The sequence below is a fragment of the Spiroplasma endosymbiont of Polydrusus pterygomalis genome (genome assembly GCF_964030825.1).
In the GTDB taxonomy this organism is placed as follows: domain Bacteria; phylum Bacillota_I; class Bacilli_A; order Mycoplasmatales; family VBWQ01; genus Spiroplasma_E.
Genome location: NZ_OZ034964.1, coordinates 554928 through 569424 on the forward strand (window position 1 = coordinate 554928; position 14497 = coordinate 569424).

Annotated in this window: 16 protein-coding genes; all 16 read left to right on the forward strand. The window is 25.1% G+C overall.

Annotation, left to right across the window (positions count from 1 at the left end; all coding sequences use genetic code 4):
• The first annotated feature begins 19 nt into the window (after positions 1-19).
• The gene (locus ACQH25_RS02770) at positions 20-1024 is read left to right on the forward strand and encodes an NAD(P)-dependent oxidoreductase (RefSeq protein ID WP_425381708.1); all 1005 of its coding nucleotides are present in this window, start codon (positions 20-22) and stop codon (positions 1022-1024) included.
• A gap of 335 nt (positions 1025-1359) precedes the next feature.
• Positions 1360-1893 carry a helix-turn-helix domain-containing protein gene (locus tag ACQH25_RS02775; protein ID WP_425381709.1) on the forward strand — a complete coding sequence of 178 codons (534 nt, stop codon included), beginning with the start codon at positions 1360-1362 and terminating at the stop codon, positions 1891-1893.
• 21 nt (positions 1894-1914) lie between these two features.
• Positions 1915-2967, forward strand: coding sequence for a spermidine/putrescine ABC transporter ATP-binding protein (gene potA / locus ACQH25_RS02780; protein WP_425381710.1), 1053 nt, complete (start codon positions 1915-1917; stop codon positions 2965-2967).
• Between the two features lies 1 nt (position 2968).
• The gene (potB, locus tag ACQH25_RS02785; protein WP_425381711.1) at positions 2969-4066 is read left to right on the forward strand and encodes a spermidine/putrescine ABC transporter permease; all 1098 of its coding nucleotides are present in this window, start codon (positions 2969-2971) and stop codon (positions 4064-4066) included.
• A complete protein-coding gene (locus ACQH25_RS02790; protein WP_425381712.1) occupies positions 4066-6465 on the forward strand; it encodes an extracellular solute-binding protein in 2400 nt (799 codons plus the stop codon). Before potB ends, ACQH25_RS02790 begins: the two co-directional genes overlap by 1 nt.
• Positions 6466-6551: 86 nt before the next feature.
• The gene (locus tag ACQH25_RS02795; RefSeq protein ID WP_425381713.1) at positions 6552-6836 is read left to right on the forward strand and encodes an HNH endonuclease signature motif containing protein; all 285 of its coding nucleotides are present in this window, start codon (positions 6552-6554) and stop codon (positions 6834-6836) included.
• Positions 6837-7297: 461 nt separating this feature from the next.
• Positions 7298-9283 carry a hypothetical protein gene (locus ACQH25_RS02800; RefSeq protein WP_425381714.1) on the forward strand — a complete coding sequence of 662 codons (1986 nt, stop codon included), beginning with the start codon at positions 7298-7300 and terminating at the stop codon, positions 9281-9283.
• Positions 9284-9323: 40 nt separating this feature from the next.
• Positions 9324-9467 carry a hypothetical protein gene (locus ACQH25_RS02805; protein WP_425381715.1) on the forward strand — a complete coding sequence of 48 codons (144 nt, stop codon included), beginning with the start codon at positions 9324-9326 and terminating at the stop codon, positions 9465-9467.
• A gap of 188 nt (positions 9468-9655) precedes the next feature.
• Entirely contained in the window at positions 9656-10285 is a 630-nt protein-coding gene (locus ACQH25_RS02810; protein WP_425381716.1) for a hypothetical protein, read from the forward strand.
• A gap of 39 nt (positions 10286-10324) precedes the next feature.
• A complete protein-coding gene (locus tag ACQH25_RS02815; protein WP_425381717.1) occupies positions 10325-10462 on the forward strand; it encodes a hypothetical protein in 138 nt (45 codons plus the stop codon).
• 60 nt (positions 10463-10522) lie between these two features.
• Positions 10523-10648, forward strand: a complete 126-nt coding sequence (locus ACQH25_RS02820) for a hypothetical protein (RefSeq protein WP_425381718.1) — start codon at positions 10523-10525, stop codon at positions 10646-10648.
• Positions 10642-10818 carry a hypothetical protein gene (locus ACQH25_RS02825; RefSeq protein WP_425381719.1) on the forward strand — a complete coding sequence of 59 codons (177 nt, stop codon included), beginning with the start codon at positions 10642-10644 and terminating at the stop codon, positions 10816-10818. Before ACQH25_RS02820 ends, ACQH25_RS02825 begins: the two co-directional genes overlap by 7 nt.
• A 144-nt stretch (positions 10819-10962) precedes the next feature.
• A complete protein-coding gene (locus ACQH25_RS02830; RefSeq protein ID WP_425381720.1) occupies positions 10963-11694 on the forward strand; it encodes a hypothetical protein in 732 nt (243 codons plus the stop codon).
• A gap of 17 nt (positions 11695-11711) precedes the next feature.
• Positions 11712-12179: a PhnD/SsuA/transferrin family substrate-binding protein gene (locus tag ACQH25_RS02835; RefSeq protein WP_425381721.1), complete on the forward strand. Its 468-nt coding sequence runs from the start codon at positions 11712-11714 to the stop codon at positions 12177-12179.
• Between the two features lie 103 nt (positions 12180-12282).
• Positions 12283-13074 carry a phosphonate ABC transporter ATP-binding protein gene (phnC, locus tag ACQH25_RS02840; RefSeq protein WP_425381722.1) on the forward strand — a complete coding sequence of 264 codons (792 nt, stop codon included), beginning with the start codon at positions 12283-12285 and terminating at the stop codon, positions 13072-13074.
• Positions 13067-14467 carry a PhnE/PtxC family ABC transporter permease gene (locus ACQH25_RS02845; protein WP_425381723.1) on the forward strand — a complete coding sequence of 467 codons (1401 nt, stop codon included), beginning with the start codon at positions 13067-13069 and terminating at the stop codon, positions 14465-14467. The genes phnC and ACQH25_RS02845 overlap by 8 nt, the downstream gene beginning before the upstream one ends.
• The last annotated feature ends 30 nt before the right edge of the window (positions 14468-14497 follow it).

Sequence of the window (14497 nt, forward strand, 5' to 3'; positions counted from 1 at the left end):
GGAAAGGGAAAAAAGAAATATGACAAAAAAAATTAAAATGGTGTGTTATGGTGTTCGTAAAACAGAAAAGATTTTTTTTGAAACATTAAATAAAAACTATGATTATGATTTAACATTAATTGAAGAATATTTAACAAAAGATAATATTGACACAGTAAAAGGGCATGAAGCAGTAATGGTTCGTGCTAACTGTGACTGTTATGAGGAAAATTTATTAAAAATGAAAGCATATGGTGTTAAATATTTATTAACACGAACTGTTGGTTATAACCATATTGATTTAAAAAAAGCTCATCAATTAGGATTCGAAATGGCTTATGTACCTGGTTATTCACCAAATGCTGTTAGTGAATTAGGGGTAAGTATTGGTAATGCTTTACTTCGTAATTTATTTTATAGTGCTCACCACGAACAAAATCATAATTTTAAAATTGATGATTTTATGTTTGCAAAAGAAATTCGTAATTCAACAATTGGCATTATTGGAACAGGTCGTATTGGTTATCAAGCAGCTAAAGCATGACATGGTATGGGAGCAAAAGTATTAGGATATGATATTTATGAAACTGATCAAGCAAAAAGTATTCTAACTTATTGTGATTTAAAAACTCTAATTAAAGCATCAGATTTAATTTCATTGCATTGCCCCTATATTAAAGAAGAAAATTATCATTTAGTTGATAAGAATTTTTTAGCAAAAATGAAACCTGGATCGATTTTAATTAATGTTGCTCGTGGAGAATTAGTTGATTTACAAGCAGTTTATGAAGCAGTTAAAACTGGTCATTTAAAAGGTGTTGGTTTAGATGTTTTAGAAAATGAAGGTCATGTTTTCTTCAAAGACTTTGCTGGAAAACCAACTCCTGATAATATTACCAATAAACTATTATCATTATATCCACGTGTTATTATTACCCCACATATTGGTTCATATACTGATGAAGCTGTTAAAAATATGATTGAAATTACTTATGAAAACTTAAAAGTGATTTTATCAGGACAAGAATGTAAAAATAAAATCTAAAATCATTAATAATTTAATAATTTTTACATTATTTATGTTTTATATATAATATAAACTTGATTATATAGCAATGTTATTGTGTTGTAATAAGTTACAAACTTAATATAATTTTTATAAGTTCATCTATTTTTTCAAATAGATGAGTTTTTAATTTTTAATAAAAAATAAAAATATTAAGGTATTTTATTACATATTTAACCACTGAAAATAGTATATGTTATTTATTGTTAATAAAAAAAATAAATAATTGTTTTTTTTTTAAAATGTTATATAATTTTATTTGTATTATTTAACTTAAAGTTTAGTATAAATAAACAAAAGGAGAAATAATAAACATGAAAATTGGAAGAAAGTTAAAAACTTTAAGATTAAAACACAATTTAACAATGGAAGAGTTAGGAAAACGTTGTGATTTATCAAAGGGATTTATTAGTCAATTAGAACATGATGTTTCTTCACCTAGTATTGAAACTTTAAAAAATATTTTAGATGTTTTTGAATGTTCACTATCAACTTTTTTTGCTGGTGAAGTAAAAGAAAAAATTGTTTTTAAAGCACAAGATATCACAGTTAGTGATGAAAAAGATTATCAAATTAAGTGAATTATTCCTAATGCTCAAAAGTTAACATTAGAACCAGTGATTTTAATTTTAAAACCATTTGGTAATTCAAATAAAATTCCACCATTTCAAGGTCAGATCTTCGGATATGTATTAAGTGGAGCAGTATTTGTTCATTATGGTGGAACTAGAGTAAAAGCAGTAACTAATGAAACATTTTATATTAAAGGTAATGAGAAGCATTATTTAGAAAATCCAAATAATTCGCTTGCTACTATTTTATGAGTTTCAAATCCCCCAATTTTTTAAAACCAGTTAAAGGAGTAAATGATGAGTGTTAATATTTTAGAGTTACGTAATATTACCAAAGAATATGATGGTAAGGTTGTGTTAAAAGGAATTAGTTTAAATATTCATGAAGGTGAATTTCTTACCATTTTAGGTCCTAGTGGTTGTGGTAAAACAACATTATTAAGAATTATTGCTGGTTTTGAACGACCAAATAATGGTCAATTGTTATTTAAAGGTAAGGATTTAATCAAAATTCCAATCCATAAACGAGAAATAAATACTATTTTTCAAAATTATGCTTTATTTCCCCATTTAAATGTTTTTGATAATATTGCTTATGGTTTAAAATTACGAAAAGTTAATCGTGAAAAAATTAAAAAAGAAGTTAAAAAAGCTTTAGATTTAGTTAAGTTAAGTGACATGGAAGATAAAGATGTTAATGATTTATCTGGTGGCCAAAAGCAAAGAGTGGCTGTGGCTAGAGCATTAGTTCTTAATCCTAAAATTTTATTATTAGATGAACCTTTTGCTGCTTTAGATTTAAAATTACGTCAACAAATGCAAGTAGAGTTAAAAAAAATTCAACAAGAAATTGATATTACTTTTATTTTTATTACTCATGATCAAGAAGAAGCATTTATTATGTCAGATCGGGTAGTTGTTTTAAATCAAGGACAAATTCAACAGATTGGGACGCCGCAAGATATTTACAATGAACCTGAAAACAAATGAACAGCACAATTTGTTGGTAGTTCTAATGTCATTGAAAATGGTATTTTTGTTGATGATTATTGTGTCCGTTTTGATGGTAAAAAATTTGCTTGTTCTGACACTGGTTTTGGTGAACAAGAACGTAATATTGATATTGTTATTCGGCCAGAAGATATTGATTTAGTGACTGCTGGCACTGGTTTTTTTGATGGTACTATTAAAACTATTGCTTTTAAAGGTTTATTATGAGAAATTGAAATTATTGCTAGTAAACGAAAATGAATAGTTCATACTACTGATGGTTTTGAAGTAGGTAATCGTGTTGGTTTAAAATGAAATGTTGAAGATATTCATGTTATGTGAAAGGAAATTGAAGAGTAAAATGAAAAATTTGTTTAAACGTAGTAAAAAAGAACAAATCTTAAAAACGCAAGACATAATGACTAATAGTGTCGTAAAGGAAAAAGTAGTTGCTAATGAAGAAAAAAAACTGAATATTTTCAAAAAGTGATTTAAATTTCAAAAAAATATTATCCCTTTGCGACAAGACAGTAAAACAAAAACAAAGCAAATAAAAAAGAAAAAACCATTATTATGATGAAAAAAAACTAAAGAAATAATGATGAATACTAAAAATAAAGTTAAAGATAAATCTGTTAATTTTGGTTTTAAGTCATGAGTTACCCTTGCCTATCCATATTTATTATTAATGGTAATTTTAATTGTGCTACCCTTATTAATTGTTATTTTCTATGCTATTATTAAAGCCACTAATAATGCTTGAATATTTCGTTTTACATTTAGCAATTTTAATGATTTTTTTAAAGAAAACAGTTTTGTTATGGTCTTGTTACGATCAATAGGTTATTCATTTGTCGCAACTTTAATTGCTGTTATTTTTGGTTATCCGATTGCTTATATTATGGCTTTTATGTCAACAAAAATTGCTGCAAAAAATATTTGAGTTTTAGTTACTTTGCCAATTTGAATTAATATTTTATTACGAACAATTGGTTTACAAATTATCTTTAGTATTTTAGGACCTAATGTTTTATTGGGTACTCCAATTGGTATTATTTTAGCAATGATTTATATGTTTATGCCTTTTGTTATTTTACCGATTTATAATTCTTTAGAAAAAACAGATCGTAATTTATTAGAAGCCAGTCAAGATTTAGGTGCTTCTCAAATGAAAACATTTTGAAATATTACTTTTCGTTTTTCAGTTCCTGGTATTGTTTCAGGTTTTACCTTAATGATGCTAAGTGCGATGACTTCATTGGTAGTAGTCAAGTATATTGGTGAAGGAAAAACGATTTTAATTGCAAATATTATTGAATCATATTTTTATCGTGGTGCTAATTTTGCTTATGGTGCTGCCATCTCTGTTATTTTGGGAATTATTGTGTTAATTATTATTTTTACCTTAAAAGCAATTGGTCGGTGAGCTACTGGTAAAAAAATAGGAGGTATTGCTTAATGAAATCTTTTTTTAAAAATAGTTATTTAGCTATTATCTTTTTATTACTTTATACACCAATTTTAGTTTTAATGTTATTTTCTTTTAATGGTGGTGATTCCGTTCGTAATTGAAATTATTGATCATTACAAGCTTATCGTGATTTATTTCAACAAAATGAACTGTGAGAATCAGTTAGTGTCACATTAATTGTTGCTTTTATTTCCACTTTTGTTGCTGTTATTATTGGTACTTTTGCTGCTTTAGGTTTAAGTAAAACAAAAAAAATAACACGTAATCTAACTTTAGGTATTACTAATATTCCTTTAGTAAATGCTGATATTGTCACTGCTGTTTCTTTGATGTTATTATTTATGGCTTTTGGTTTTAGTTTTGGTATAGGAACATTGATTTTGGCACATATTTCTTTTAATATTCCTTATGTTATTATTACTGTCTTGCCTAAAATTAGATCAATAAATATGGCACAATTAGAAGCTAGTCAGGATTTGGGTGCCACACCTTGGTATACATTACGAAAAGTTGTATTACCAACAATTAAACCGGCAATAATTGCCGGTGCTGCCATCGCTTTTGCTATGAGTTTTGATGATTTTTTAATTTCTTATTTTACTGGTGGTAATACTTCTAATGTTTCAACTTTTATTTATTCTTTGAAACGAATTAAGCCATACATTAATGCTTTTTCAACAATCATTATTTTATTAATTGCCATCCTTATTATTTCTTGAAATACTTATGTTCTTTGTAAAAAACAACTTAAACAACGTAATGAAAATATTGCTAAAGGTATTTATCATGATAAAAAAATTATCAAAACTGAGAAGTTACTAACTAAATATTATTTACAGTTAAATAGTTTTAACTTTAAAAAAGTTAAGAGTAAAGGTAGCAAACGAAAATTATTACATAGTGATGGTAATTTTGAAATTGTAACTGCAGAGGATATTATTAAAATACAAGAGAATATTAAAAATCACCCGAAATTGATTACTCAAATTTCTAAACTTGAAGCGAAACTTGAAATGGAATCAATTTGAATTCAGGATATAAAAAATAAAATTAAGAAGAAAAAAGAATTAAAAGAAGAACGTTCTAAATTAAGAAGAGAAAAATATCGCTTTTTATTATGACCATGAAAATTAATTCTGATTACTATTATTTTATTATCAAGTTTTATTAGCTTAGGCGCGTTTTATATTTATACTAATGTTTATGATTTATCAGTTGCTAATTGAGGAGAATATATTAGTCCACAAGTATTAAAAGGATTTCAGAATAAATATCAAGTTAAAATAAAATATTCAACTTTTGATGATAATGAGTCATTATATGCTAAATTATACACTACTCGTTATGATGTAATGGTACCTAGTGATTATATGGTTGCAAAATTAGCAAGTGAAGATAGACTTTTTCCAATTGCTATTACAGATGATGCAGGTAATATTAAGTATGATAGTAGAATTGATTTTAATCCACAAAAAGATATTAATTCTGATTTATATCAATTAATGGAAAAGTATCAAGTTGAAAATCCTGATGGCACAGTTAGTAAAAATGGTTTAAATAATTATAGTATTCCCTATTTTTGAGGTGATATTGTCTTAGTAATTAATACTACTAATGGCAATAATCTTACTGATCTTGGTATTAATGCAGATGGTTCAAATGCACAATGAAGTATCTTAACAGATGCTGCAAAATTAGGTAAACGTATTGTTTTAAATGATGATATGCATAATTTATTTATGACTGCCCTTACTGATTTACACTATAAAAATCAATGAAAGGAAAATACTGGTTCAGGTCAATTTAATCAAGTGGGAAATACATTTCATGATAATATTAATGCTCATAGTCCAACTGAAATCAAAGATGCTAACGATTGATTATTGCCAGTTATTAATAATAAAAAAACAAAGTTATTAAATGATGATATTGTTGATGAAATTAGTAAAGTTGATAAATGAGATGTAGCAATGATGTATAATGGCGACTTATTAGCAGCAATTAATGAAAATCCCGATTTTTATAATGGTAAATATCTTGTTGTTAGACCATACATGGGTACTAATATTTGAAATGATGATATGGTTATTAGTAAAAATTCTCCACATAAAGATTTAGCTTTTAAATTTATTAACTATATCATGGAAAAGCAAACACAAGTTGATTTAAGTAGTGAATTTGGATATACTTCACCTTTACAAGTAGCTATCAATGATGTTAGTAATTTATATCCACCAGAAATTTGAAAACATGTATATAATCCAAATGATGGACAAGTAGTTGATCCATTAGATCGAAACCATTCACCAGGATTTTTTAATGGTTTATATACTCGTGGTTTTGATCCACAAATGCAAACTGCTTATAATAGATTATTGGCGCGTTAATAAAATAAATTATAATATTAAATTTAAAAATCAAAAAAAGTATTGTAACTTATAGTATAATTTAATGCGAAAGGGGTTAGTTCATTGTGGCACGTCGTAAAAAATGAAAAAAAGAAGACAAAGAAAAAATATGAAACTATTCTATTAAAAAAATGGAGAAATATTTTAAAGGATTATCTGAATTTTGAACATTAAATGTGCAAGCTCCTTGTCCGTGATGTTGTTTACCAATGATAAAAGGTGCTTATCAAGGTGAACAACCAACTTCAGCATTTGCTTGAAATATTGATCACATTGATGGTGATCCAGAAAATAATAGTTTAGAAAACTTACAACCAATGCATGTTGAATGTAACATTAAAAAAAATTAATTTTTAATATTAAATAATTTGTCTTAGTAAATAGTATAGTATAACTTTGATATTAAATAAAGAATTTAACTGATATCATTTTATTAAATATATTTTATTATTTTGTTTATAAAATTAACTGTTTTATTAAAAAATATTCAATCTTTTTTGAAGAACAATATTGTCTTTTTTTATAATAAGTGTAATATTATTGTTAAGGATAGTTTGATTCTTTCCTTATAATTTTAATAGGTGTATAACAAAATTTATACAATTATTAAAATTATTGATATTAAAATATAAAAATTCAATTTAATTAGTTTACCTTAAACCTTAGTTTTATTTTACTAAAACTAAGGTTTAATCTGTTTTAATATTTTTTCCTATTTTAATGTTTTCGTCGCAAATAGCAAGTTAAAATGATAAATTTATTTTTTTATTTTAATTATTTAAAAAAATAATGCTAGGAAAGGATGGTTAAAGTGAAATATAAAATAAATAATAATGATAATGTTAGTAACACTACTGGTAAGAATGTAGTTAATAGCAAAAGGCAAAAAAAAATAAAATCTAACGAAAGATATGTAATTAATCTTAAAAAAAATAAGAAAAAAAGAATTTTACTATTTTCATTATATTTATTAGCATTTGGTGCAACAACAGTTACTACAATATTGCTTTTGTATACTAATACTACTATTAATAGTTCTCAATTTAATCCTAATGCTAATAATAAGTTATGAGAGGAGTATTATCAAAAGCATCACCATAACACAACACCAATTAGTTTAGATACTACTAATGATTATTTTAAAAAGCCAGAAAATATTATTATTTTTAATGTTATTAAAAAAGATAACGATAATGGTAATATTGATTTTAGAAGTGTTTTAAATAGTATTGATCAAAATTTACAAAAAGTTAAGATTGAAAATGATATTGATAATGATAATCCAGATCCAAAATTATTACCAATTAATTTTTTTGCAAATGTTAATTATAATCCAGCAGTTAAGTTTACTGTTGGTAATAATAAAACACCAATAACTAATAATTCTTTTATTCTGCCAAAAAAATTTAATAAACCTAAAAAGTATATTTTGAATATGACAACTAATGACCAAGCGCCAATTTTTGGTATTAACAATACCAACGTTAATATTCAAATTAATATTAAGATTAAAAATAAGATTGCAATTAATATTTCTGATTTACCACTTACCTTTCCAACTAAAATTATTTCAATCAATGAGCCACAATATGCTACTATTGATCAAATAAAAGATAAATGATTAGTGCCTGAAATTCAAAATAAATTTGATGTAGTTTTAAGAAACGCACTAAATATTAAACAGGAAAAGAAAAAATTAAAGAATTATTATAAAATTGAATTTGAAGATAGTTCAACAACAAGAGATTTTACTAAATCTGTTGCTGTTAAATTTACAATTACTTCATTAGATAATAATCCTTGAAAGTTTACTGGAACAAAGGAATGTACTATTAATGTCAAGAATGATAAAGCAAATTTAAATAGTATGAAAGAGTTAACTAGCGAAATTGAAGAGCAATACAATAATGATAACAACAACTTCCAAATTAGATTAGACAATCAGAAAGATGAAGATGGCAATTATATTAATGCTGATAGTAAATTATCACCAGAAAATGTTAAATTTGTTAATAAGCAAGTTATTATTAGCATACAAGAAATTTGTCAAAGTTATTTTCAAAAAAATTATCCAGATCTTAATATTGAACCTAGTGATTATACAATAGTAACTGATTTAAAGGCTGGTGATGATATCTTTAATCATAAATTAGGTAAAAATATTGCAATCACAATAAAAGCTATTACTAGTAGTTATAAATTAAGTGGTAATTTAAATGCCAAAGCTATTATTCATGGTCATAATAAGAATAATATTACTGAGAGTTATACTTCGTCAGATAATTTTGGATTAAATGGTATTTGATTAAAAGATGGTAGAGATGCAAATATTTTACAAGAAGGTCAACATTTTTATGAACAAGATAACTTATTAAATAATTGAATTACTAGTAAAGAAAGTTTATTAAATACAGTTATTAATAATTCTTATCAGCCAGTTGCTAATAGTTTTAGTGGAACCTTTACCATGAATTGTCAATTAGACAAAGAACAAAAGAATCGTAGTATGACAGCTGATATTAGTAAAGATATTACTGGTGGTAAAGCAACTAATTTCTGAGATTTGATTACTAACACTAAAAGTATTTACTTAGAAACTGATGTTTCAACAACTTCTGGCTGAAGTGTTGAAAATGTAAAACTAATTTTTACTAATAGGGAAGCAGAACCAGATCAAGATAATACCCTTTATACTTTTGATTTATCAAGTAAATTTGCTTCTATTACTGTTAGTGAACGTGCTACTTTAACATTCAATGACTTTAATTTTAAATTTAATTATCAATTAGAAAGTTAAAGAAGAAAACTAATATGAAACGATTATTAATACAAGTACCTTGACAATATTAACTTTAACAAATAATAGCATTGGTAACATTGGTAATCCTAATATTTATTTTAAATGATTTTTAAATCATAATGGTATTACTGCACTTGATGTTAAATTAAATAATGCAATATTTTTTAATAGTATGAATTAAAAATTTCTTTTTGCTAAAGAATTGATAATTATTAATCAATAAAGAAAATAAAATATTTAATTACTTTACAATAAATACTTTATTAACTTTCTTAAATAAATTTATTAAAATGGTATATTTATTATAGAGTAGATATAAGTTATATACTATCATTTTAGTAAATTTAAAAAAGGAAAGGAAAGTTTAATATGAAACGATTTTTAATAACATTAAGTAGTATCGCCACATTAACTTTAACAAGTAATTGTATTATTAATACTGTTGATAGCAATATGATGGTAACAAAGCAATCATCAATAAATAATTGTTCATTATCACTAGGTAATAAATCAAGTATTGAAAATAAATTAAATTATAAATGAAATGATTCATATAATTGATTTTTCTCAATATCTAATAATTATTCTGATCCATATAAGATTGTAAAATGAACTGATTATGCAAAAGATTGAAATACTTTCACTAGGATATATTCAACATTTAATTTTGATAGTGATTCATATTTAAAAGTTTCAACTGCTAGGGGTAAAGAAGATATTAAATGTTTAAATTCGCAAGTAGCAACGACAAAGATAAAAGTTGCTCAAGCAAAAGATGTTGATAATTCATTATTTGAAGTTAGTATCAATACATGACCAGGATATGATCCTAATAGTCCAGGTAGTACTGGCACTGCCATTGAATTTTATTTAGCAGTTTGACATGATGACAATAATATTTATTGAAAATGGCATATAAGTACTGTTATCTTTTTAGGTTCAACTTCATATTCTAATATTAAATTGAATAATATAACATTTAATAATAATAATAATTAAAGTAAATGATTTTTTTATTTTGAAAGAAGGAGAATGATGATGAATAGCAGATCTCAAGATAAAAATCAATATGAACTAGCAGTTATAAAAAGTGACCAATATTTATCACAGGAAAGAAATATTAGTGAATCTTCTTTTACTATCGGTGATTCAAAAAAGTTAGTAACATTAACCTAACAAGAAAACGAAACAGAATGATTTTACATTAAAATAATTAAAAAAATAAGATATAAAAATATGATATTAAAAATTATTACTTTTGGATACTTAAATGATTTAATAGAAGCAAAAACCAATAATGAAATTAAACCATGATTAGATAAATTAACTATCTTACAGGAAAAAATAATGAAGAAATGTTAAGAACAAATCAACTTATTGTTGAAGCAGAAAAGATTATTGAAAATTCAAAAAAAAGTTATATTAACAAGAGAGTGATAGAACAACAAATTAATAATGAGGAACTATTTTATGATACTTTAGAGAAACAGCCATGATTTGAAATGAAAGCAGTAACCCCTGATAGTATCTAAAAAGTGATTTTTATTTCTTTTTGTGAATAAAATAAGGAAAAAAGTTTTTAAAATTATTCGAATGTTCTGTGCTATAATGTTCGTGTAATTCTATTTTGTGAAAAAGTAGTATTTATTTTAATCTCAAGGAGGAATTTATTTTCCATGAAAAAACTGATTTCTACAATTGCAACACTTGCTTTAACAAGTAGTGCTGCTTTGCCATTAATCGCATGTTCACGAGATGATTCATTAAAGATTGCTTTTGTTCCTTCAAAAGATCCAATTAAAGTAATGAAAATTGTAAAACCCCTGGAAGGTTTATTAAAAAATAAAATTAAAGAATTAGATTTAACATTTAATAAAAATGTTAAAATAACAACGACAACTAATTATCAAGCTGCTGGTCAAGCTCTACAGGATGGTAAAACAGCATTAGCATTTTTACCAATGGGTACTTATACTAGTTATCGTGGTCAAGAAATTGATATTGCAAACTATGCTGATGCAGCTCCACTAGTAGTTGCTGAAAGAAATGCAATGCGACCAGAAACAAATACTAATAAAACAAATAAAGATCGAGTAATTGATACGAAACAACAAATCTCGGTTATTAAAGAATATAATAGAATTACCACTGCTGGAATAACTGATCATGATGATGCTTATCAAAAACTTTATCATCAATCTGAAGATAAAAAGTCAACTTCATTTTATCGTTCGGCCATGATTGTAAGCAATAAATTTTTAGATAGAGAAAAGGGTAAAGTTGATATTGATCATTTATTTGATGATGAAACTAGTTATAAACTAAATATTAAACAGTTACTAAGCGATGCTCAAGCAGAGGGTTCAGATAAAATTCGATTATTAGCAATACATCAGGAGCAGGTGTAATTTATCCTGTGCAATGAATGTTAGATAATGGCATTGAGGAAAAGCAAATTGCTAATATTTTAAAAAATCAAGCTCGAGTTGAATCTTTTACAGCGGCAGCAGAATATGTTGCTAATGATAGTTGTGATATTACATTTGGTTATACTGATATTCGTGCTGATGCTGAACATGTACAAAAAGATTTTGCTAATACAACAATGGTTGGTTTGACAAGTGGTGTTCCAAATGATGGCATTTCTTATTCAAAAAAAGTAATTAAAGATCCAAAATTACTTGCTGCAATTCGTGAAGCATTTAAAGAATTAATTGAAGATCGAAAAAATGCTTCTATTTTTGATGTTTATTCGCATACTAATTATATTACACCAGATAAAAATGCAACACCAGAAGAAGCTCTAGCATGAGAAGTTAAAGAAAATAAAATTTATGATAATGCAACTAATGAAATACAAGCTGCTCTTAAATTAATAAAAGAAAGTCAGTAAGTATTTATTAGAAAATAAGGAAATAAGGTATTAATTAATATTACTTTATTTCTTTTTATTTATTGCGTATTATAAAATTATAAAATAAGGAGTTTATGAGTAAATGATTAAGTTTGAAAATGTCAATAAAGTTTGACCTAACGGTGTTCATGCTTTAAAGGATATTAATTTACAAATTGAACGAGGTGAATTTGTTGGCGTTATTGGTCTTTCTGGTGCGGGAAAAACAACATTATTAAGAACAATAAATAAAATGAATACTATTTCTTCAGGCAATATTACCATTGAATTATTAGGTAACGATAACAAAACTAAAAAATTTGTTGTAAATAAGTTAATTGGTCGTAAATTAAGAAAATTAAGAATGAGAATTGGTTTAATTTTTCAAAGTTATAATAATATCGGTACACAAAGCGTTTTGAAAAATACGTTAAATGCTAGAGTTGCTAAATTACCATTTTTTTGTCAATTTTTTGGTTTTTTTTCTAAAAAAGATAAACTTATTGCATTAACTGCTTTAGAACAATTAGATATTCTAGATAAGGCATATGTACGTTGTGGTAATTTATCTGGTGGTCAACAACAACGTGTAGCATTAGCTAGAACATTAACCCAACAACCTGATTTAATTATTGCTGATGAACCAGTTTCTGCGCTTGATCCAATTTTAGCAAATCAAGTTATGCTTGATTTCAAAAAAATTAATGTTAATAATAATTTAACAGTTATTATTAATATTCACCATGTTGAATTGGCATTAAAGTATGCAACTAGAATCATTGGTATTAAAGATGGTGAAATTGTCTATGATGGTTCTTCTACAGATGTCACACCACAAGTTTTAAAAAATATTTATGGTAATAAATATGAACAGGTGGATCTCATAAATGTTTAGGAAATTAAGTGGTATTATTTCGAAAAAACCATTTGTTATTAATAATCATTATTCTAGTCCTCCAAAAAAAATTTTCTTTTGATCTTTTTTAATAGTTGTTATTATTTTAGTAATTATTGGTTTTAACTTTATTAATCCAGATTGAAATGATTTTTTTACTGGTTTTGCTACGTTGGGTGATCGGATTAAACAACTATTAAATTGAAATTTTAGTGATTTTACTTCTGTTCGATCTCCTAATGTTGAACCTCATAATAGTTTTATGTATTTATCATTAATGAGTATTTGACAAACTTTGATTATGACTTTTGCGGGAACGATTATGGGAACAACAATTGCATTACCAGTAGCTATTTTTGCTTCAAAAAATATTTTTCGTAATAAAGTAATCAACGGTATATTAAAAACGATTTTAGCGATATTTAGAACAATTCCTGCTTTTGTTTTTTCGTTAATATTTGTTGGTATTTTTGGACCTAATATTTTAACAGTAACCGTTGCCATTATTATTTTTACTTTTGGTATGACAACAAAAATGATTTATGATCGTATTGAACAAATTGATATGGGTCCCTATGAAGTATTATCAGCAACAGGGGCTAATAAATTTACTTCTTTTCAAGCAGCAGCATTTCCACAAGTAATGAAGCATATTGTTTCAACATGATGATATGCATTAGAAGTTAATATTCGTTATAGTGCTATTATTGGATTAGTAGCAAAAGTAGGAATTGGTGCTATGATTCAAAATAAAGTTGATAGTCAACAATGACCACAAGTTGGATGATTATTATTTTTGCTAATAGTAACAATTATTATCATTGAATTAGCAGCATTTGTTACTAAAAAATGAATTATGAATGATAATGATAAAATTCTTGACAGAAAACAAATCCAAAAATTTACTAGAAAAACTATTTTTTTAAATAAATTACCAAATTTTTTTTATTGAAAAAGTCAAATTGTATTATCAAATTGAAAACAACAAATCCAAGCATTAAAGTTAAAATTAAAAAATACTAATAATATTGGTGAAAAAGATGAAATTATTAAACAATTAGCATATTTACAATCACAAAAAAAAGTAATATTAAAAACTGAAATTAAAGAGTTAAAAAATAATATTAAAAATGATAAATTAAATTTTAAAAATGCAAAGATAAATAATGATGCTACTTATCTTTTTGATGAACAATTATTACAAAAAATTAGATTAGATAAAGTAAGTAAGATTCATTATCAAATTTTGGTAACTAATACTAAATTAATGACTTTAAAAGCAAAGCAAAAACTTGCTAATGAATACCATCAACAATTTAAAAAAAATTTAACAATAGATATTGTTTACAAAAAAAACCACTGTCTTATATTAAAAGAATTATTTTTGCATTAATTATTTTAAGTTTTTTCATTTATAGTTTTT